This is a genomic window from Gallibacter sp. Marseille-QA0791, from assembly GCF_965119705.1.
GTDB lineage: Bacteria > Bacillota > Clostridia > Peptostreptococcales > Anaerovoracaceae > Lentihominibacter > Lentihominibacter excrementipullorum.
The window spans coordinates 1542060-1564571 of sequence record NZ_CBCPMH010000001.1 but is presented as its reverse complement, the minus strand read 5'-3'; the positions used below and the strand labels follow the sequence as shown (position 1 = coordinate 1564571).

Here is a 22512-nt window from a genome sequence, read left to right as displayed (position 1 = left end):
ATGGAACGAGATAACATATGGGCCTCATACGATGAGGGCCGACTGGAAGAGCTTGAAAAGATAAACGGTCTTTACAGAGAGTGCCTGGATCAGGGAAAGACGGAGCGCGAATGCGTCACGCTGACGATCCGCATGGCTGAAGAAAAAGGCTACAGGGATCTGCGCCAGCTGATAAAAGACGGGACCGAAGTAAAGGCGGGAGATAAGATATATGCTGTGTGCATGGATAAGAGCATAGCGCTGTTCAATATCGGCAGCCGTCCGCTGGAGGAGGGGATGAATATCCTTGGTGCCCATATAGATTCCCCTAGGATAGACGTGAAACAGAATCCTCTCTATGAGAGCGACGAGCTGGCCTACCTCGATACACACTATTACGGTGGTATAAAGAAATATCAGTGGGTAACGCTGCCGCTGGCGATACATGGGGTAGTGGCTATGAAGGACGGCAGCAGAGTGGAAGTCTGCGTCGGTGAAAAGGAGGACGAGCCTGTCTTTGCCGTCACCGATCTGCTGATTCATCTGGCTGCGAAGCAGATGGAGAAAAAGGCCGGCATCGTCATAGAAGGCGAGAAGCTGGATCTGCTGGTGGGAAGCCGGCCGGTGGGGAAAAAAGACGGCGTGACAGACAAGGAAAAGGATGCCGTAAAGAAGAATATCCTGGATCTGCTGAAAGATAGATACGGCATGACGGAGGAAGACTTTGTCTCCGCAGAGCTGGAGATCGTACCGGCGGGAAAAGCCAGAGAGATGGGATTCGACAGGAGCATGATCATGGCTTACGGTCAGGACGACAGAGTGTGCGCCTTCACGTCACTTTTCGCTATGCTGGACACAGAGTCGGTAGAAAAGACAGCTTGCTGCGTGCTGGTAGACAAGGAGGAGATCGGCAGCGTAGGTGCCACCGGGATGCATTCCAGATTCTTTGAGAACATCGTGGCGGAGATCCTGCTGCTGATGGGTGAAGGCGCGGACATCAAGGTGAGAAGAACGCTGCAGAATTCAAGGATGTTGTCCTCAGATGTGAGCGCAGCGTATGATCCTATGTACGCGGAAGTATTCGAGAAGAGAAGCTCCGCCTTTTTTGCCAGAGGCCCGGTATTCAATAAATTCACCGGTAGCCGCGGTAAGAGTGGATCCAACGACGCCAACGCCGAGTATATCGCGGCGCTGCGAAAGGCTCTGGATGATGACGAAGTAGCCTATCAGTTCGCTGAGCTGGGTAAGGTGGACGCGGGCGGCGGAGGGACCATCGCCTATATCATGGCCAACTATGGCATGGAAGTCATCGACAGCGGTGTGGCTGTACTATGCATGCACGCTCCATGGGAGATAACCAGCAAAGCCGATGTATATGAGGCATACAGAGGATATAAGGCGTTTTTGAAAAACATGTAGATTGTGGATTCTTGTCTGTCGCGCGGCCCCGTGCAACAGATGCATCGCCTTTGTGCAGACAGCAGGTCTGCCAACAATGAAACCTGATGAAAAACGGAGCCGTCGCATCGATGCGACGGCTCCGTTTCAATTTTCTTTAACATTCCTGAAGTTGCCTTTTCTTACAGTTTTTCGACCTCGGAGACCTTCAGCCCTGTCAGCTCCGCGATTTCCTCAAGGTTCATGCCCTTTGCTTTCATTTTCACAGCTATTTCTCTGGATCTTTGGGATTGACCTTTCTTGCGGCCGGTTTCCAGGCCTTTTTCTTCGCCTTCAGCCAGTCCTTTCCGCTTGCCTTCCTCATATCCATCCTGCCGATCCAACAGCTTTTCTTCCCATGCGTTCATGAATTTCACCCCGATTTCTTCACTGGCCTTGATATCGGAAATCTTCTCATGGAGCCTTGCTATTCTCCTGCTTGAGGAGTTTCTGGCCGTATCACCTGTGGAGTGCTGGAAGTATTTCAGCAAGTCGATGAGTTCATCGTTTACTCCCTCAGGATTTTTCCCTCTCGTGTTGAGGAATATCCTGGTAGCTCCGTCCTCCAGCCTGATTCCCGGTGCTTCCTGGCATCCCATATTGAATGTGTACTTATACAGCCCTTTTCCGAACAGGTCGAAGGGCGTTATTATGATGACGTACACATCGTTGAGAGGTTTGTAGCTGGCCGTTCCCGGAGGCAGCAGATTGCTGTCTATCAGACTGTTGTAGAGTCTGCTCCTCTTCGGAAGATCCTTCGTGTTCCGCTTCTGGACTTCTGTATCGTAGACGACATCGTCCACGTCCTTGGCCCATACGTCAAGCTTCACCTGCTTGCTCCACAGAAATCGCCTCTGTTCCTTCTCAGCCTGAGGAAGATGATTGAGGATGATCTCCCTGCCCAGAATGACTTCCAAAATCAATTCCATCGTCTCAGGATCCTCGATGGCCTCTGCAAACAGGAATCTGTCCAGCAGGTCGAGGTCCTTTAGTTCTTTCTTTTCCAATTCCCAGTTCTCCTTTCATTATATACTGATACCTTGATACTCGCAATATGGAATATATTACCATGACGAAAGAGTAACACACCGCTGATGCGATGTCAATGATTTACATGGAAAAAATAGTAAAATATGCTGGCGAGGCGCCAGGTGGCGTACGATGGTGTATCTGCGGTCGATTCATGTCAGTGAGCAGGTGTGCGCTTACGTGCATAGACGGATAAACGGGGCTGAGCTCGCCTCTCATCATGGATCTCCTCTCTTGGGAAATATACCTGTCCGAGTGAAGCGGAGCTAATTGGAACATATTTTCCGGACATTTCAGAGAACGCATATTCGCATATTGAACATACGTTCTCAACGTGGTATAATGTAGTACACAAAGCAGGCGGGAGGTGAAATGAGATGGAAACTGTCATGGAAAAGCTCAAGATCCTGGCAGACAGCGCCAAGTACGATGTGTCCTGTTCCAGCAGCGGAGTAGGGCGTCATAACAACGGCCGCATAGGAAGCGCTCATGCCGCTGGAATATGTCATTCCTGGGGAGCGGACGGCAGATGCATATCATTGTTGAAAATACTGTTCACCAATAAGTGCATATATGACTGCGAGTATTGTATCAACAGACGGAGCAACGATTTTCCCCGCGCTTCCTTTGAGCCGGATGAATTGGCCAGCCTTACGATCGAGTTTTATCGCCGCAATTATATAGAAGGATTGTTTTTGAGTTCAGCCGTGGAACGTTCTCCGGATCATACGGCTGAGCGGATTTTGGAAGCGTTGGAGCTGTTGAGGCATAGGTACGGATTTGCAGGGTATATCCATGCGAAAGTGATCCCGGGGGTATCTCCGGAGCTGCTGCATGCTATCGGTATGGTGGCTGACAGGCTCAGCGTCAATATCGAGATGCCTACAGCGGAGAGTCTGGCGCTTTATGCGCCTCAGAAGAAGCCAAAGGAGATCTTCGCACCGATGAGACAGATAACCAACTCGCTGATAGAACGTAATGCGCTGACAGGCCCGGGGACCATGTTCAAAGGAAAGGACATCAATACGGCTGAAAATTATCTGGAGACAAATGCACTGAGGAGGCAGCTCGTGACAGGCAGCGATGCGCCGGTCATGGAAGGAGAGAAGAGACTGCCGCCATCAGCGGTCACGGGCGGTGAAAACGGATCTGTCGGACTCCCTTCAAAGAGGCGGCGGGACATCAGCTTCGCACCGGCGGGCCAGACGACCCAGATGATAATAGGCGCGGGAGGAGAAACGGACAAGAGCATACTCACTACCAGTGAGAATCTTTACAGGACTTTTAAGATGAAGAGGGTCTATTATTCCGCGTATATACCAGTGGTTCGATCGTCTATATTGCCGGATATGTCAACACCACCGCCTCTCGGCAGGGAACATCGCATATATCAGGCTGACTGGCTGCTGCGGTTTTATGGGTTTTCGGTAGAAGAACTGTTCAGCGGCGGCGCTACGCAATTGGATCCTGATCTCGATCCGAAAGTAACATGGGCGCTCAGGAATCTGGAACGATTCCCGGTAGAAGTCAATAAAGCTTCATATGAAATGCTGATGAGGATACCGGGTATAGGCGCGGTGTCGGCCAGGCGCATCGTAAGGCAGCGAAGAGTATCTGCCGTCAGATTTGAAGATCTGAAGAAGATGGGTGTGGTGCTGAGGAGAGCCAAATATTTTCTGACATGCCTGGGCAGGTATTACGGAGAAAGGCGATTCGAACCGGAGGTCATAAGAAATGCCATACTTCAGATGGAAGATGGGTTGCAGATATCCATGTTCGGAGCAGAGGGCTTCAGCCCGGGCGGTGGTAATATCCTGAACAGCTCCGCAGAGGCTGAGCGGACGAAGAACGTTATGGAGGCGAGATGACCATGATAGATTACCTTTACGATGGGACGTTTGAAGGGATACTCACATGTGTATATCATCATTATTACACGGAAAAGGCATCCGGCATATACAGGAGCGATACGTATCAGTCGACGCTGCTGGGCGGTTGTATGGAGGTGGAGACGGATCCGGTGAAGGTCACGACGGTATATGAGGCTATAGAGAAGAAAATCTCATCCTTTGATCTCAGGCGTCTGTACAAAGCTTATCTTTCCAATGACGATGAGAAGGAGACAAAGATGCTCAGGTATATCCTGCTGGGATTTCGGGTAGGCTCGCAGGTCTCATCACTCCACGGGAACAAGGTTGTCTTCGATATACAGTCGCTGGAAAAAAAGATAAACGTAGAAAAGGAGAGGATGCTTCAATTCGTACGCTTTTCCGTGGTGGAGAAGGATATTCTCTACGGCAGGGTGGCGCCTGACAATGACGTTCTGGAACTGATAGCAGGCCATTTCTGCGACAGGTACAGGAACGATCCGTTCATAATACATGATGTGGGGCGGAACAAGGCGCTTGTGGGTCACGGAGGCAGCTGGTATATCTCCGCATTCACCGGCGCTGACATTCCTGAGATCTCGGCAGATGAACGCCACTACCGCAGGCTCTGGAAAAGCTACTTTGAAAATATCGCTATAAAGGAGAGGATGAACCCCAGGTGCCAGAAGAACTTCATGCCGGTGAGATATTGGAAGCACCTTACGGAGATGAATGAGCTGTCGGCAGATAGATGAAGGGCAGACGGCGCGGGAACATGGGATTTCCCTTAATGTAATGCCAATGTAAAAAGTAATGACCTGTTGTTTACATATTATTGCAAAAAATCACGTAAAGTTATATACTCTAGTAAATCGATATAATTGGGAAGGCGGGCTCTGAGTGAATGGCGATCTCACCCGTTTAGGCAGGGAAGGAGTGTATCACAGTGAAGTATGAGATAAAAGGAGAAACACTGCCGGTAGTCGTTTGTCAGTTGGAAGAAGGAGAACAGATGATCACCGAGGGTGGAGGTATGTCGTGGATGTCTGCAAACATGAAGATGGAGACTACCAGTAACGGAGGAGTGGGAAAGGCTCTGGGAAGGATGTTCGCGGGGGAGAAGATATTCCAGAATGTATATACGGCACAGGGAGGAGCAGGTCTGATAGCTTTCGCTTCCAGCTTCCCGGGATCAATAAAGGCATTCGAGATATCACCGGGAAACGAGCTCATATGTCAGAAAGGCGCATTCCTGGCCGGTGAGATGGGTGTAAATCTTTCAGTGTTTTTCAGCAGGAAAATAGGAGGAGGTCTGTTCGGCGGGGAAGGATTCATCATGCAGAAGCTGAGCGGAAATGGATTGGCATTCGGAGAATTCGACGGGCATGTGGTCGAGTATTCGTTGGCAGCCGGACAGCAGATAGTTGTAGATACAGGTCATCTGGCGGCCATGTCAGCTACCTGCTCTATGGATATACAGACAGTTCCGGGAATAAAAAATAAATTCCTGGGAGGCGAAGGGCTGTTCAATACCATAGTGAGCGGACCGGGACACGTATGGCTCCAGACTATGCCGTTGCCAAACGTAGCAGGCGTTCTCAGACAATATATGCCTACAGGAAACTGATGAGGATGATAAATTCGGCGCCGGCTATGGAAGCCGGCGCTGTGACATTATATCTTGTTTAGATAAAGGGGAGGATCATGGACAACAGAGTGAAAGAGATAGTGGATAGAAGCCGGCGTATCGTCTTTTTCGGAGGGGCAGGGGTCTCTACTGAGAGCAATATCCCCGATTTCAGATCTGAGACGGGCCTATACAAGGCGATGAATGAGTACGGTCATTCTCCTGAAGAAATGCTATCAAGCTCATTTTTCATGGAGCACACAGAGATGTTTTTCGATTACTACAAGAAGCATCTTATCTATCAGGACGCCAGACCTAACAAAGCGCATATAGCGCTGGCGAAGATGGAGGAAGAGGGAAAGCTCACCGCCGTGGTGACACAGAATATAGATGGCCTGCACCAGAAGGCGGGCAGCAGGAAAGTGTACGAGCTTCATGGTTCAGTCCTGAGAAATACATGTATGGAGTGCGGCGAAAGATATGACCTGGAATATATAATGGATGAAGCTAACTGTGAGAACAAAGTCCCCAGGTGTGAAAAGTGCGGCGCAGTGGTAAAGCCGGACGTGGTCCTGTACGGCGAGATGCTGGACGAGGATGTGCTGACAGGTGCGGTAAAAGCAATAAGTGAAGCGGACACACTGATAGTGGGAGGTACTTCCCTGGTAGTATATCCGGCCGCAGGCCTGATAAATTACTTCTCGGGAAAGGATCTCATCCTCATCAATAAGTCGGAAACGTCGTATGACGGCAGAGCTACGCTGGTGATAAATGACGCCATAGGAAAAGTGCTGGGTGACTGATGAAATGACCTGGTAAAGGATCCGGAGTCCCTTTGAAAAGTTGGCTCAAAAGACTGAATTTTCAAAGGGTTCTTTTTTGGTTACCATGATAAAACTTTTTTGTATGCGCAGTTTATTTTCCGTTTTTTTTGTGATATAATCAACACCGTATACAACTGGATATAAGAGGTAGATTAATGAACATATTGGTGGCTAACGATGATGGCATAAGAGCGAGAGGTTTGACGGAACTGGTCAGAGCGCTGTCGGGAGAGGCTTCCGTATACGTGTGTGCTCCGGATGGACAGCGAAGCGCCAGCGGGCACGGGATCACTGTTTCGAAATATATAACGGTAAAAGAAGAACGGGTCGAGGGAGCGGAATACGCCCTGAGTACATCAGGGACGCCGGCCGATTGCGTGAAATTGGGAATGAAAATATTGTCCGAAAAGGGCGTCAAGATAGATATGCTGTTTTCTGGTATTAACCATGGAGGGAATCTGGGGACCGATGTGCTCTATTCGGGTACGGTAGCGGCAGCTATGGAAGGCAGCATATGCGGGGTGCCTTCGGTGGCGGTCTCCGTGGATAATCACGACGCCAGTCATTTTGACTGCGCCGCTCATTTGGCGGTCGAAGCCTTGAGAAAAGGGCATGGGAACCTTTCACCGGGCATAGTGCTGAATATCAATACGCCTGACCTTCCTGAAAACGAAATAAAGGGACTCAGGTTCACGACGTTAGGCAACAGAGAATATAAAGAGTTCTTCGCGCCTGTCGACATGGGTGACGGAACGAAAGGATACCGTTATAACGGAGAACCGGTGGTCTATGAAGGGCTTCCCGGTTCGATAGATGTCATCGCGATACAGGATGGATATGCCAGCATCACACCGATACATCGTGACCTCACCGCGTATGAGATGGTAGAGGAGATAAAGAAATGGAGGATAGGATAATGGGATTGCTTACGAGAAATGATACGGCTTTCGTAGTTATAGATCTTCAGGAAAAACTGGTTCCTGCCATGAGCGACAGGGAGACGCTGGAGGATAAATCCGTCAGACTCATAAAGGGAATGAAGGTGCTGGGGATACCGACCATCGTTACACAGCAGTACACGAAGGGGCTGGGAGAAACTATACCTTCGGTAGCGGAGGCGTTGGGAGATTTCCGGCATGTGGAAAAGAATACCTTCGGCTGCATGGCCAATGAGGAATTCGCGTCCAGGATAAAGGAGTCGGGAAAAAAGAATATCGTGGTCTGCGGTATAGAGGCTCATATCTGCGTCCAGCAGACGGTGCTTCAGCTGATAGAGGAAGGCTATAACGTATATCTGGTCGCTGATTGCGTGGCATCGCGAAATGAGAATGACAAGCTGTGGAGTATCACCAGGATGGGAGAAGCCGGCGCGACCATCACCACATATGAGGCTGTACTTTATGAAATACTGAGAGATTCCAAAGCCGATGGTTTCAAAGATATTTCAGCTATCGTGAAATGAGCCAGGTGAAAATCGGGAAGAGGGAATAGAATAATGTATATGTTTGACAACAGAATATCCATTGAAAACAGGGGGATCATCGAGGAGTATCTGAACGGATATGAGTACAGAACGTCAGGACTTTCTTTTACATCCCTCTATATGTGGCGTGATATAAATCAGTTCAGCTGGGAAATCGTAGGCGACTACATGTGTCTCAGCGGAGTCAGCCACCTGGAGCTGGAGGAGGGGATCGAGCTGCCTTTCATGTTCCCGCCTCTTACGAGAACAGGAGGGTACGACAGCAAATCACTGCGGGAGACGATACTGAAGTGCAAAGAGATGTTTGAGGACAAAGGGTATCCCTTCAGCCTCAGATTGGTGCCGGTTCACATGCTTGATATAATAAAGGAAGCGTGTCCGGAGATAAACTTTGAGGATGACAGGCCCAACTACGACTATATCTACAGGGTACAGGATCTGGTGGAGCTCAAAGGCAGAGCGTACCACAGCAAGAAGAATCATTTGAATTATTTCAAGAAAACGTATCAGTATCAATATGCAGAGCTGACATCGGATATGGCCGATGAGGTCATGAAATTCATATCGGATTTCAATAGAAAAAAAGAGATACCTCCTCACGAGATGGAACTTCTGGTGATGGAAGAAGAGGCCATGGAGGACGTTTTCAGGAATCTGGAGAAGGTGGGCTACATCGGAGGAGCGATACTGATAGAAGGAAACATAGAGGCGGTTGCCGTAGGCGGGATGCTGGGAAGCGATACCGTTACCGAGCATGTGGAAAAAGCCAACACCGATTTCAGAGGCCTTTATCAGTTGATGCTCAACGAGTTTTGCAGGCATATCTCTTCCAGAGCTGAATATCTCAACAGGGAAGAGGATATGGACATTGAGAACCTGAGAAAATCAAAACTGTCTTATAAGCCTGTGGAGTTATTGGAAAAGTATATAGGGACATTTGAATAGGCTTTAAATAAAAATATATGTAAATATATTTTATTTAAATAAATAACCAATGAATGAAAAGGAGGAAATTCATTATGAGAGATGTTGTAATTGCGAGTGCAGTGAGAACACCGATCGGAAGCTTCGGAGGAACTCTGAAGAACACTTCAGCCAGGACCCTCGGAGCGATTGCCATTAAAGAGGCCATCAAGAGAGCGGGAATCGATCCGGCAACCATAGATGAAGTGGTATACGGATGTGTTCTCCAGGGAGGTCTCGGACAGAACGTCGCAAGACAGGCAGCTATGGATGCGGGAATCCCTAAGGAAGTTCCTGCAATGACTCTGAACAAAGTATGCGGCTCCGGTCTGAGAACAGTGTCTCTGGCAGCTCAGATGATCAAAGCAGGCGACGCTGATATCATCGTAGCAGGCGGAACTGAGAATATGTCGGCAACAGGCTACGCTATCCCTACAGCAAGATGGGGAGCGAGGATGAACGACAATAAGATCATCGACATGATGACAAACGATGGTTTGACTTGCGCGTTCAACAATTACCACATGGGTATAACTGCCGAAAACGTAGCTGAGCAGTGGGGCCTCACCAGGGAAGAACTGGATGAGTTTGCTGCCAAGTCACAGCAGAAGGCAGTTGCTGCGGTAAAATCGGGCAGATTCAAGGACGAGATCGTTCCTGTAGAAGTACCTCAGAGAAAAGGCGATCCTATCGTATTCGACACTGATGAATATCCAAAGGACGGCGTAACACCTGAGAGCATTGCTAAACTGAGACCAGCCTTCAAGAAGGATGGTATAGTAACAGCGGCTAATGCTTCCGGTATAAACGACGCTGCTGCGGCCCTCATCGTTATGTCCAAGGAAAAAGCTGACGAGCTGGGGATCAAGCCTCTCTGCACTATCAAGTCATATGCATCCGCAGGCGTAGATCCTGCTATCATGGGTATCGGACCTATCTCCGCTTGCCAGAAGGCTCTCGATAAGGCTGGAATGACTATAGATGACATCGATCTTATCGAAGCTAATGAAGCGTTTGCGGCACAGTCCGTAGCAGTAGGCAAGGATCTGGGATTTGACCCTGAAAAGCTCAATGTGAACGGTGGAGCTATCGCTCTGGGACATCCTATTGGAGCTTCCGGTGCCAGGATCCTCGTTACGCTGATTTATGAGATGATCAAGAGAGATTCCAAGACAGGTCTCGCTACTCTCTGCATCGGCGGCGGACAGGGAACGACGATGATCGTTGAAAGATAAAAAAGGTGATGTTTCACCGTGAAAAAGGCGCGGAGCTGTACCGCGCCTTTTTAATTGCATAAGCCGTTGCATTTACAAGCACAGATGGGATATAATAAAGCGTAAAAACGTTTAGGAGGAAACGAGATGGCAGACAGACTGGAAAGCAACAATTTTATTCATAATATGATCGACAAGGACCTGGAAGCTCATAAGTATGGAGACAAGGTGCATACGAGGTTCCCGCCGGAGCCGAACGGATATCTCCACATAGGACATGCTAAGTCCATATGCCTCAATTTCACTACTGCCGAGAAATATCACGGTAAGTGCAATCTGCGATATGACGATACCAATCCTGTAAAAGAGGATACGGAGTACGTGGATTCAATAGAAGAAGATGTAAGATGGCTGGGGTTCAAGTGGGATGAAAGGCTCTGGGCTTCCGATTATTTCGATGAAATGTATCGATGTGCTGTTGCTCTGATAGAAAAAGGCAAAGCATATGTCTGCGATCTCAACGCCGATCAGATAAGGGAATACAGAGGGACTTTGAAGGAACCGGGAAGGGAAAGCCCATATCGTGAAAGGTCTGTCGAGGAAAACCTGAAGCTTTTCGAGGAAATGAGAGAAGGGAAGTACAGCGACGGTGAGAAAGTGCTCAGAGCGAAAATAGATATGGCTTCGCCTAACATAAACATGCGCGATCCAGTCATCTACAGGATAGCTCATGCGGAGCATCACAACACAGGCGACAAATGGTGCATCTATCCGATGTACGATTTTGCTCATCCTATCGAAGATGCTATCGAAGGTATAACTCATTCCATCTGTACGTTGGAATTCGAAGATCATAGACCTCTCTATGACTGGGTGCTGCGGGAAGTGGGCAAATGGCCGGAACCGCCGCAGCAGATAGAGTTCGCCCGACTCAACCTGACTAATACAGTGATGAGTAAACGATATTTAAAAAGAATGGTAGATGATGGGACTGTGGAAGGATGGGACGATCCGAGGATGCCGACCATCGCCGGTATAAGGCGGAGAGGATATACGCCGGAAGCCGTACGGGATTTTTGTGAGAGGATAGGCGTGTCCAAAGCGAACAGCACGGTGGACATAGGTCTTTTGGAGCACTGCGTCAGAGAAGATCTGAAGCAGAAGGTGGAAAACAGAAATGTGGTGGAGAACCCTATCAAAGTCGTGATAACCAATTACCCTGAAGACAAAACCGAGGAGATGGAGATAGAGAACAACAGGGAAGTGCCGGAGATGGGCAACAGGAGTGTGCCTTTCAGCCGCGAATTGTATGTGGATGGCGATGACTTCATGGAAGTGCCGGTGAAGAAGTATTTCAGGCTTTTTCCGGGAAACGAGGTCAGGTTCAAGGGCGCCTACTTCATCAGATGCGAGGAAGTTATTAAGAATGGAGATGGTTCCATAAAGGAGCTGCGGTGCACATATGATCCTCAGACCAGGAGCGGCAGCGGGTTCGAAGGCCGTAAGGTCAAGGGGACGATACACTGGGTGGACGCCAGGACCGCTGTTAAGATAAGGATAAGGAATTATGACTATCTGATGCTGGATGAGGAGGATGGATCTCAGCGGCTCAATCCCGACTCTCTTTCGGAGACGGTGGCATATGCGGAGCCTTCCGTGGCAGAGGCCAGGCCGGGAGAGCGATTCCAGTTTTTCAGAAAGGGATATTATATAGCAGATGAGAAGCTCACGACGGATGAAGAGAAAGTCTTCAATAAGATCGTCGGTCTCAAGAGCTCCTGGAAAAAGAAATAGAGGTGATTGGATGGATTATTATAAGGCATCCTTGGAGATGCATGAAAAGCATAAAGGGAAGATGGCTGTAGCGAGCAAGGTAAGAGTTGAGAATACTGACGATCTTTCAACTGCGTATACACCAGGCGTTGCCGAACCCTGCAGGAAGATATATGAGAATCCTGACGATGTCTACAGATATACCAATAAATCCAATATCGTAGCGGTAGTATCAGACGGCTCGGCGGTGCTGGGCCTGGGTAATATAGGCGGACTCGCGTCCATCCCGGTGATGGATGGCAAGTCATTGCTCTTCAAGGAATTTGCGGGGATAGACGCATTCCCGGTTTGTCTTGAGACTCAGGATGTGGATGAAATCGTAAATATCGTGAAGAATATAGCTCCTACGCTGGGAGGTATAAATCTGGAGGATATTTCTGCTCCCAGATGCTTTGAGATAGAGGAAAAGCTGCAAGCACAGGTGGATATACCCGTATTTCATGACGATCAGCATGGGACAGCCGTGGTTGTGTCGGCGGCAGTAATAAATGCGGCTAAGCTGACGAAAAGAGAATTGGGCTCTATGAAGGCTGTCATCAACGGCGCAGGGGCGGCGGGAACGGCTATTGCCAAGATGCTCATGAACCTGGGGATAAAAGATATCGTGGCATGTGACAGCAAAGGGATACTGACCAGAGACAGAGGCGATCTGAATGAAGCCAAGAAGCGTCTGGCGGCAGTCACCAACGAGGAACAGATCTCCGGCAGCCTGACAGACGCAGTGAAGGGAAGGGATCTCTTCATAGGGGTTTCGGCGGCAAAGGTGCTGACTCAGGATATGGTAAGATCGATGAACAAGGATGCGATAATTTTTGCCATGGCTAATCCGGAGCCCGAGATACTTCCGGATCTTGCCAGAGAAGCCGGCGCGGCAGTAATAGGCACAGGAAGGTCGGATTATCCTAACCAGATAAATAACGTGCTGATTTTTCCGGGGCTCTTCAAGGGAGCGCTAGCGGCCAGAGCCAAAAGGATAACGGAAGAGATGAAAACCGCCGCTGCTTTCGCGTTGGCGGAGATAATAAAGGACGAAGAACTGACAGCTGATTACATAATCCCGAGCGCTTTTTATCCTGGAGCTGCTGACATCGTGGCTGAGGCCGTGAGAAAGGCATGGAAGGAATAGGGAGGCAAGAAAGCGCTTGCTGATGGATCTGAAAGACTTTCCAGAGAAGAAGCTGAACAGAATAAGAAAGGGAGTTCGATTTTTTCGACCTCCCTGTTTTAGTGGTATTTTACTTATCGCTTTTTCATATGAGAGTTATCGTCCATTGCTTAGCGAACGATCACTTCACATTTGTCGATCGTCTTTATTGTCTCTGCTGTCAGATGTGGCGGTATCGCCTGTCGCATTGGGGGCATCCGGGCCGACGGATTTTTTGATCCTGATCTCCCGGCTTTCCGCCCACTTGACAACGAACACTTGTATTATACCTGCTATTGGCACTGCCAGCAGCATTCCCAGGATCCCGCCGAAATATCCGAAGACGCTGACGGCCAGCAGCACCATGAGAGGGTGGAGGCCCGTCGATGTCCCTACTATCTTAGGATATATGAAGTTGCAGTCTATCTGCTGTATCACCAGAAGAATTATCACTGCCAGAGCGCCGCTCCAGAAACCATCTGTGCACAAGCCCATGAGGAAAGCGGGTATCATACCTATCACAGGACCGAAGTAAGGGATGACGTTGGCGATACCGGCAAATATGCCGATGAAGACCGAGCCTTCCAGACCCATGATGGAAAGACCTATAGATGCCAATATAGCGATTATCAAAGCATCAAGCAACGCGCCTCTTATGAATTTTGAAAAGACTGTATTGATCTCGCTGAGAGCTTCGGTGAGGACAGCGTGGCGCTTCTGCGGAAGGGTCAGGTGGAGAAACTTTCTCCAGAGCCCCAGGAAAAACTGCTTGTCCTTCATCAGGTAAATGCTGACGATGATGCCGACCACGACGTCGACAATGCTGCCGCTTATGCTGGTGAAAAAGGATATGACAGACGATGCGCTTATGTTGTCGCTTATCCATGTCATGACGGTGCTGGTCAGATCCGTCAGGCGTTCGGAAAGCATGCTTTCCGGTATATTGGCGGTGATCCAGTTTTTGAATGTGGATTCGTAGTTCAGTATCCCCCTCATGAAGTCGGAGAATGTGCTGGGCAGATCCGAAAAGTTTATGTTTCCTATTATCATCACCGCGAAGCCCAGGATTATGGCAATAACAGCAGCGATGGCAATGAGGAAAGTGAGTATGACACTTAACAGATGACGGAGGTTCCTGCGCTTTTCCGCTTTCAATGGATCCTCCGGCAGCTTTATTAACCGTTCCATCAGCTTGGAATCTATCAGTTCGGAGAGAGGATTGAGCAGATAGGCGAGAATGAGGCCAAGTATGAGGGGCCAAAAGGCATCCAGCAATGTACGAAGCCATCCGTAAAGGGTGGAAGCGATGCTGCCGATATCCCTGATTATGAAAAAGAGAATGCAGAGCAGCGCTGCATTGAATACGATGAATATGCTTCCTCTCGTAAAGGTTTTGTCTTTCAGCAGTTCTTTTAATCTGTTCATACTCTTCCCTCCAGTATGAAATCATTATATACTAATATAGTCGAGCAATCAATAATAAACCCTGTAGGGCCGGGCAGCCCATGGCGTCCGGACGAAAGGAGAAATACAAGTGAGAGACGTAAATATCCCAGAGCTTCTGGCACCTGTAGGAGGGTGGCAGCAGCTCAGGGCCGCCGTGCAAAATGGAGCTGACGCGATTTACATGGGAGGCCCATTGTTCAATGCCAGGATAAAGGCGGAAAACTTCACGAAAGAGGACATGGAGAGAGCCATAGAGTACGCCCATGACAGAAATGTCCGCGTTTACGTGACTATCAACACCCTCATAAAGGATAGTGAACTGCGAGATGCCTTTTCATACGTGAATTTTCTGTATGGAGCCGGGGCTGACGCGGTCATACTTCAGGATGTGGGCCTTTCACGTCTTGTAAGGACATATCTGCCGGATATGGATATGCATATGTCCACCCAGGGAACCATATATAACGGCAGAGGAGCTATCTGGGCGAAAAAGTCAGGGTTTAGCCGGATAGTTCCGGCCAGAGAACTGACCCTGGCGGAAATTAAAGAACTGACAGATGTATGCCATGATGAGGACGCGGGAGGCGGGGGATGTCAGATAGAGGTCTTTGTACATGGAGCTATGTGCATGTGTTATTCAGGACAGTGCCATATGAGCAGAGCCATAGGCGGAGGTAATGGGAGGAGCGGCAACAGAGGGACGTGTGCTCAGCCCTGCAGACTGCCATACGTTGATGAAACGGGAAGGCGTGGGTATTTTCTCAGTCCAAAGGATATGTGTACGCTGGACATATTGCCGGAGATATGTGAAGCCGGCGTCGATTCTCTCAAGATAGAAGGACGCCTCAAATCACCTCAATACGTGGCTGTAGTTACCGGATTATATAGGAAGTATCTGGATATATACAGGGAGTGCGGAAGGGCGGATGTCAGCCGGGAAGATATGGACAGACTTTTGGCGATCTTCAACCGGGGCGGATCCAGCAGCGGATATATGGAAGGAAATCCGGGAGCAGGTTTGCTGTCCGGAGAAAGCCCAAAGAACCAGGGAGTATATATGGGAAAGGTAGTTGGGGTAAAAAAAGGCAGCACGCTGGTAGATGTGGAGCTTGAAAGGAAGAATATATCGAAAATCCGAACGGGGCGGCAGACATATGCCTGCGGAAGCGAGAAGAGGATTTCCATGGGAGACGGTATAGAGATAAGAGGGAGAAAGGTCACAGGAAACGTAATAACATATATAAAGGAAATGGCGGGGAACGATATACGCGTCGGTGATATAAAAGGGCGGGTGGATATAGGAGATAAAGTGTATAAGGTCACTGACCGCCGGTTGCTGGATGAAGCGGAGAAGTCTTACGAGAACGATTTTCGCAGGAAGATATCGGTAGAGATGAGCTTCACGGCGAAAAAAGACGAATATCCGGTGCTGAAAATGAGGACGAAAAGATATGCTGTTTCAGTAACAGGGGAGGTCAAAGCCGAGCCGGCGAGAAACAAACCTCTGGATGAAGAGAGGGTAAGGAGGCAGTTGGAAAAGCTGGGGGCTACGATTTTCCGGTCGGTATCTACAGTCATTGCCATGGACAGCGATATAGCGGTACCTGTATCGGAAATAAACAGGATGAGGCGAGAAGCGGCTGATAGATTGCTGATCGAACGGCGCCGGGCATGGGCGGGGAGGAAGGCTCTTTCGGATGAAAGACTTTCCGGCATAGCTTCCGGGGAAAAACTGGGTGATGAAAGTCTTATGGAAGAGAAGGGGGCGAGTTGCCGCGGGCTGTACATATACCGCAGAGAAATGGCGGAACAGACCGAGCGTATCGGGAGGATGGTTAGAGAAGTCGCAGCCGGACGGGAAGGTGATGTGCTGGTATGTATACCTTTGGAACTTTATATGGAGAAGAAGCTGAGGCGGAGGCTGGAAGATGCTGTCGGCGACAGTGGGAGAACAGTGCCCTATATATTGGAGGTGAGCAAGGGGAAGGAAGACACATATATAGAAGACAACTTCGACAATATAATCGAAGCGGTAAAAGAAACGGGAATAATGATAGGAAACCCTCAATGGATAGAACCTTTCCGTCAAAGGGGTGTGAAGATGTACGGCGCTCATGGCCTCAATGTGTATAATAGCCAGAGCCTGAGAGCCTTTGAGGAATCGGGCGTCGACATAAGGGCGTATTCCCTGGAGGCCGCGGAATACCATAGAGGAATCATTCCCCTCATGACGACGGAGCATCCTGTGTCTGCGGCAACGCTTGCAGACAGGAAAGGAGCGGTATATGACGTGGTAGAATGGTATAGCGGGGATAAATATCTGATATTGGGTACAGATGGTGAAAATGCAGGCTCTGGAACGGCTTTTATGACTTATATCGAATGAAGGCGAAAAGAAAGAAAATAAAAAGCAAAAAACATGTTGACAGGGCAAGTTAAATTTGGTAATATAAACGAGCTGTCACGGCAGAGCGTTCTGAGAAAGGACGAAAAAAAGTCGAAAAAAGATGTTGACAAAAGCTGTGACATGCGATATACTAAAAAAGCTCGCCAAGAGCGGGCGAGGCCGGGAAGCCTGAGGGCGAAAACGGCCGAGAACATTGAAAACTTCATAGTGTAGAAATTTGAGTCAATAAAAAGGATCTTAAAGATCCGGTCTTGAAAGAGACGATTGATTTGAAGGAAAACTGTACACAAACCTGAAAGGTGAATGTAAAGTTTCCGACAATTTCTTAAAAGAGATAATTCGGATAAAGAATTAGCGAGTAAGACGCTAAGCGTAGACGAGTTAGACTTCAAACTTGATTTAAGCTCGAGAGAGTTTAGATACCATTAAATAAAGAGTTTGATCCTGGCTCAGGATGAACGCTGGCGGCGTGCCTAACACATGCAAGTCGAGCGAGAAGCTTTGAACTGACGCTTCGGTTGATGATCAAAGTGGAAAGCGGCGGACGGGTGAGTAACGCGTAGGCAACCTGCCCTTTGCAGAGGGATAGCCTCGGGAAACCGGGATTAAAACCTCATAACGCACAACTGAGACATCTTGGATGTGCCAAAGATTTATCGGCAGAGGATGGGCCTGCGTCTGATTAGTTAGTTGGTGGGGTAACGGCCTACCAAGGCGACGATCAGTAGCCGACCTGAGAGGGTGATCGGCCACATTGGAACTGAGACACGGTCCAAACTCCTACGGGAGGCAGCAGTGGGGAATATTGCACAATGGGGGAAACCCTGATGCAGCAACGCCGCGTGAAGGATGAAGGCCCTTGGGTCGTAAACTTCTGTTCTAGGGGAAGATAGTGACGGTACCTTAGGAGCAAGTCCCGGCTAACTACGTGCCAGCAGCCGCGGTAATACGTAGGGGGCAAGCGTTATCCGGAATTATTGGGCGTAAAGAGTACGTAGGTGGTTACCTAAGCAAGGGGTTTAAGGCAATGGCTTAACTATTGTTCGCCCCTTGAACTGGGCTACTTGAGTGCAGGAGAGGAAAGCGGAATTCCTAGTGTAGCGGTGAAATGCGTAGATATTAGGAGGAACACCAGTGGCGAAGGCGGCTTTCTGGACTGTAACTGACACTGAGGTACGAAAGCGTGGGGAGCAAACAGGATTAGATACCCTGGTAGTCCACGCCGTAAACGATGAGCACTAGGTGTCGGGGTCGCAAGACTTCGGTGCCGCAGTTAACGCAATAAGTGCTCCGCCTGGGGAGTACGTTCGCAAGAATGAAACTCAAAGGAATTGACGGGGACCCGCACAAGCAGCGGAGCATGTGGTTTAATTCGAAGCAACGCGAAGAACCTTACCAGGGCTTGACATCTTCCTGACAGACCCTTAAACGGGTCCTTCTTCGGACAGGAAAGACAGGTGGTGCATGGTTGTCGTCAGCTCGTGTCGTGAGATGTTGGGTTAAGTCCCGCAACGAGCGCAACCCTTGCTGTTAGTTGCCATCATTAAGTTGGGCACTCTAACGGGACTGCCGGGGATAACTCGGAGGAAGGTGGGGATGACGTCAAATCATCATGCCCCTTATGTTCTGGGCTACACACGTGCTACAATGGCCGGTACAAAGAGGAAGCGAGACCGCGAGGTGGAGCGAATCTCAAAAGCCGGTCCCAGTTCGGATTGCAGGCTGCAACTCGCCTGCATGAAGTCGGAGTTGCTAGTAATCGCGAATCAGAATGTCGCGGTGAATGCGTTCCCGGGTCTTGTACACACCGCCCGTCACACCATGGAAGTTGGGGGCGCCCGAAGTTGGCAGGCAAATATGTTACCTAAGGCGAAACCAATGACTGGGGTGAAGTCGTAACAAGGTAGCCGTATCGGAAGGTGCGGCTGGATCACCTCCTTTCTAAGGAGACGAAAGTTTCTGCACTATGAGTTTTATATGGGGAATTAGCTCAGCTGGGAGAGCACCTGCCTTGCACGCAGGGGGTCAAGGGTTCGAGCCCCTTATTCTCCACCATCCACGATTCACTGCCTTGATGATAGTGAAGTCGGGAGCGCACATTGAAAACTGAATAAAAACTGTGAAAGAAGCAAGAAAAGAATCGAAGACGAAATCGAGAGAGGCACGAAAGTGCCATAAGAATAAGGTAATAGCAACCCGAGAGGGTAAGAATTACTACGATTTCAGAGAACCGAGAAAAGAAGCCGAAAGAGCCTGATGACGCTACATCAGGCGACTTGAGAGGTCAAGTGAATAAGAGCATAAGGCGGATGCCTTGGCACTGGGAGCCGAAGAAGGACGTGACAAGCTGCGAAAAGCTGCGGGGAGGAGCAAATATCCGCTGATCCGCAGATATCCGAATGGGGGAACCCGGCGGCGGTAATGCGTCGTCATCCACAGATGAAAAAGATAGTCTGTGAGAAGGGAACGGGGTGAACTGAAACATCTAAGTAGCTCCAGGAAGAGAAAGAAAGATCGATTTCCTAAGTAGCGGCGAGCGAACGGGAAAGAGGCCAAACCGAAGGACTTGTTCTTCGGGGTTGCGGACCACCGTGTGGAATTCAGGGAAGATAGTCGAATGGTTTTGGAACAGCCAAGCGAAGAGGGTGAAACTCCCGTAGACGAAATCGGAGATGATCCAGGTGGCACCAGAGTAGTACCGGACACGTGAAACCCGGTATGAAGCCGGAGGGCCCACCCTCCAAGCCTAAATACTACCCAGTGACCGATAGCGAATAGTACCGTGAGGGAAAGGTGAAAAGGACCCCGGGAGGGGAGTGAAATAGAACCTGAAACCTTATGCTTACAAGCAATGGGAGCGCAAGTGACCATGTACTTTTTGTAGAACGGGCCAACGAGTTATGGTATGCAGCGAGGTTAAGATGCTGGAGCATCGGAGCCGAAGCGAAAGCGAGTCTTAATAGGGCGAATAGTTGTATGCTGTAGACCCGAAACCGGGTGACCTATCCATGTGCAGGTTGAAGCGAGAGTAAAATCTCGTGGAGGACCGAACCCGTATACGTTGAAAAGTGTTGGGATGACGTGTGGATAGCGGTGAAATTCCAATCGAACTCGGATATAGCTGGTTCTCCTCGAAATAGCTTTAGGGCTAGCCTCAAGTTAAGATACACGGAGGTAGAGCACTGAATGTTCTAGGGGCCTTCACCGGTTACCGAAAACTATCAAACTCCGAATGCCGTGCAATCATACTTGGGAGTCAGACTATGAGAGATAAGTTCCATAGTCGAAAGGGAAAGAGCCCAGACCCACAGCTAAGGTCCCAAAATGTAAGTTAAGTGGAAAAGGATGTGGAGCTGCACAAACAGCTAGGATGTTGGCTTAGAAGCAGCCATTCATTTAAAGAGTGCGTAACAGCTCACTAGTCGAGTGACTCTGCGCCGAAGATAAACGGGGCTAAAACTTACTACCGAAGCTTGGGATACCGAAAGGTATGGTAGAGGAGCATCCTGCATTGGCAGAAGGAGAGCTGGAAGGCGATCTGGACGATGCAGGAGAGAGAATGTTGGCATGAGTAGCGAAAGGCAGGTGAGAATCCTGCCCACCGAAAATCTAAGGTTTCCTGAGGAAGGTTCGTCCACTCAGGGTTAGTCGGGACCTAAGCCGAGGACGAGAGTCGTAGGCGATGGACAACTGGTTGAGATTCCAGTACCACCGAAAGTTGTATGAGCGAAGTGGGGACACAGAAGGATAATCAGAGCGCGCCGCTGGTAGAGCGCGTCCAAATAGTGAGGCTGATGCGTAGGCAAATCCGCGCATCTTAAGGCCAGGCTATGATGGGGAGGGAAAAATAGTACCGGAAGCTGATGATTTCACGCTGTCAAGAAAAGCCGCTAGTGAGACTGTAGGTGCCCGTACCGCAAACCGACACAGGTAGATGAGGAGAGAATCCTAAGGTGAGCGAGAGAACTATTGTTAAGGAACTCGGCAAAATGACCCCGTAACTTCGGGAGAAGGGGTGCCATCGAAAGATGGCCGCAGTGAAAAGGCCCAGGCGACTGTTTACCAAAAACACAGGTCTCTGCTAAAGCGAAAGCTGAAGTATAGGGGCTGACGCCTGCCCGGTGCTGGAAGGTTAAGGGGACTGCTTAGCGAAAGCGAAGGCATGAACTTAAGCCCCAGTAAACGGCGGCCGTAACTATAACGGTCCTAAGGTAGCGAAATTCCTTGTCGGGTAAGTTCCGACCCGCACGAAAGGCGTAACGATCTGGGCGCTGTCTCAACAATAGACTCGGTGAAATTGTAGTACCGGTAAAGATGCCGGTTACCCGCAGCAGGACGGAAAGACCCCGTGGAGCTTTACTGCAGCTTGATATTGGATTTCGGCATTGCATGTACAGGATAGGTGGGAGACGAAGAAGCTAGGACGCCAGTTTTAGTGGAGTCACCGTTGGGATACCACCCTTGTAATGTTGAGGTTCTAACCATATACCGTGAACCGGTATTGGGACAGTGTCTGGCGGGCAGTTTGACTGGGGCGGTCGCCTCCTAAAGAGTAACGGAGGCGCCCAAAGGTTCCCTCAGTGCGGACGGAAATCGCACGAAGAGTGTAAAGGCAGAAGGGAGCTTGACTGCGAGACAAACAGGTCGAGCAGGGACGAAAGTCGGGCTTAGTGATCCGGTGGTACCGAGTGGAAGGGCCATCGCTCAACGGATAAAAGCTACCCCGGGGATAACAGGCTGATACCCCCCAAGAGTCCACATCGACGGGGGTGTTTGGCACCTCGATGTCGGCTCGTCTCATCCTGGGGCTGAAGTAGGTCCCAAGGGTTGGGCTGTTCGCCCATTAAAGAGGTACGCGAGCTGGGTTCAGAACGTCGTGAGACAGTTCGGTCCCTATCCGCTGTGGGCGTTGGAGATTTGAGTGGAGCTGTTCTTAGTACGAGAGGACCGGGATGGACATACCTCTGGTGCATCAGTTGTACTGCCAAGTGCATAGCTGAGTAGCCACGTATGGAAGGGATAAGTGCTGAAAGCATCTAAGTACGAAGCCCCCCACAAGAAAAGATCTCCTTGCCGCAAGGCGTAAGACCCGTGAGAGACTATCACGTTGATAGGTCGGAGGTGTAAGTGCAGTAATGTATTGAGCTGACCGATACTAATAGGTCGAACACTTGACCAAGGCAGAGCTTTGGAAGCAGGATTTATTCAGTTTTGAGTGTGCGGAGCACACTTAAAAAGAGAGGTTCAGGCTGTAGATA

Annotated in this window: 14 protein-coding genes, 1 tRNA gene and 2 rRNA genes; 15 read left to right on the top strand and 2 right to left on the bottom strand. The window is 49.5% G+C overall.

The window, feature by feature from the left end:
* Positions 1-1398, top strand: coding sequence for an aminopeptidase (locus ACQY69_RS07295; RefSeq protein WP_428259827.1), 1398 nt, complete (start codon positions 1-3; stop codon positions 1396-1398).
* Between the two features lie 161 nt (positions 1399-1559).
* Here ACQY69_RS07295 and ACQY69_RS07290 read toward each other — a convergent pair whose 3' ends face one another.
* The gene (locus ACQY69_RS07290; RefSeq protein ID WP_428259825.1) at positions 1560-2423 is read right to left on the bottom strand and encodes an Rpn family recombination-promoting nuclease/putative transposase; all 864 of its coding nucleotides are present in this window, start codon (positions 2421-2423) and stop codon (positions 1560-1562) included.
* 399 nt (positions 2424-2822) lie between these two features.
* Between ACQY69_RS07290 and ACQY69_RS07285 the strand changes: the two genes are divergently transcribed.
* The 10 genes from ACQY69_RS07285 (at position 2823) to ACQY69_RS07240 (ending at position 13383) form a co-directional block, all read left to right on the top strand.
* Positions 2823-4313: a putative DNA modification/repair radical SAM protein gene (locus ACQY69_RS07285; protein ID WP_428259823.1), complete on the top strand. Its 1491-nt coding sequence runs from the start codon at positions 2823-2825 to the stop codon at positions 4311-4313.
* Positions 4310-5068: a TIGR03915 family putative DNA repair protein gene (locus ACQY69_RS07280; RefSeq protein ID WP_428259821.1), complete on the top strand. Its 759-nt coding sequence runs from the start codon at positions 4310-4312 to the stop codon at positions 5066-5068. The genes ACQY69_RS07285 and ACQY69_RS07280 overlap by 4 nt, the downstream gene beginning before the upstream one ends.
* A 191-nt stretch (positions 5069-5259) precedes the next feature.
* Positions 5260-5940 (top strand): TIGR00266 family protein, encoded by a 681-nt coding sequence (locus tag ACQY69_RS07275; protein WP_428259819.1) that lies wholly within the window; start codon positions 5260-5262, stop codon positions 5938-5940.
* Positions 5941-6017: 77 nt separating this feature from the next.
* Positions 6018-6743 carry an NAD-dependent protein deacylase gene (locus tag ACQY69_RS07270; RefSeq protein ID WP_428259817.1) on the top strand — a complete coding sequence of 242 codons (726 nt, stop codon included), beginning with the start codon at positions 6018-6020 and terminating at the stop codon, positions 6741-6743.
* 176 nt (positions 6744-6919) lie between these two features.
* A complete protein-coding gene (gene surE, locus ACQY69_RS07265) occupies positions 6920-7681 on the top strand; it encodes a 5'/3'-nucleotidase SurE (RefSeq protein WP_428259815.1) in 762 nt (253 codons plus the stop codon).
* Positions 7666-8226: a hydrolase gene (locus ACQY69_RS07260; protein ID WP_428259813.1), complete on the top strand. Its 561-nt coding sequence runs from the start codon at positions 7666-7668 to the stop codon at positions 8224-8226. Before surE ends, ACQY69_RS07260 begins: the two co-directional genes overlap by 16 nt.
* Positions 8227-8259: 33 nt before the next feature.
* A complete protein-coding gene (locus ACQY69_RS07255) occupies positions 8260-9192 on the top strand; it encodes a DUF2156 domain-containing protein (protein ID WP_428259811.1) in 933 nt (310 codons plus the stop codon).
* Between the two features lie 74 nt (positions 9193-9266).
* Positions 9267-10445 carry an acetyl-CoA C-acetyltransferase gene (locus ACQY69_RS07250; RefSeq protein ID WP_428259809.1) on the top strand — a complete coding sequence of 393 codons (1179 nt, stop codon included), beginning with the start codon at positions 9267-9269 and terminating at the stop codon, positions 10443-10445.
* Between the two features lie 126 nt (positions 10446-10571).
* A complete protein-coding gene (locus ACQY69_RS07245) occupies positions 10572-12218 on the top strand; it encodes a glutamine--tRNA ligase/YqeY domain fusion protein (RefSeq protein ID WP_428259807.1) in 1647 nt (548 codons plus the stop codon).
* A gap of 10 nt (positions 12219-12228) precedes the next feature.
* A complete protein-coding gene (locus ACQY69_RS07240; protein WP_428259805.1) occupies positions 12229-13383 on the top strand; it encodes an NAD(P)-dependent malic enzyme in 1155 nt (384 codons plus the stop codon).
* A gap of 165 nt (positions 13384-13548) precedes the next feature.
* Here ACQY69_RS07240 and ACQY69_RS07235 read toward each other — a convergent pair whose 3' ends face one another.
* Positions 13549-14826: an AI-2E family transporter gene (locus ACQY69_RS07235; protein ID WP_428259803.1), complete on the bottom strand. Its 1278-nt coding sequence runs from the start codon at positions 14824-14826 to the stop codon at positions 13549-13551.
* A gap of 109 nt (positions 14827-14935) precedes the next feature.
* Between ACQY69_RS07235 and ACQY69_RS07230 the strand changes: the two genes are divergently transcribed.
* From ACQY69_RS07230 to ACQY69_RS07215, 4 genes are all read left to right on the top strand, one after another.
* Positions 14936-17233: a peptidase U32 family protein gene (locus ACQY69_RS07230; protein ID WP_428259801.1), complete on the top strand. Its 2298-nt coding sequence runs from the start codon at positions 14936-14938 to the stop codon at positions 17231-17233.
* 447 nt (positions 17234-17680) lie between these two features.
* Positions 17681-19195 (top strand): 16S ribosomal RNA (locus ACQY69_RS07225).
* A gap of 38 nt (positions 19196-19233) precedes the next feature.
* Positions 19234-19309, top strand: a tRNA-Ala gene (locus ACQY69_RS07220).
* A gap of 227 nt (positions 19310-19536) precedes the next feature.
* Positions 19537-22433, top strand: a 23S ribosomal RNA gene (locus tag ACQY69_RS07215).
* The 16S and 23S rRNA genes sit together here with 1 tRNA gene alongside, the layout of an rRNA operon.
* The last annotated feature ends 79 nt before the right edge of the window (positions 22434-22512 follow it).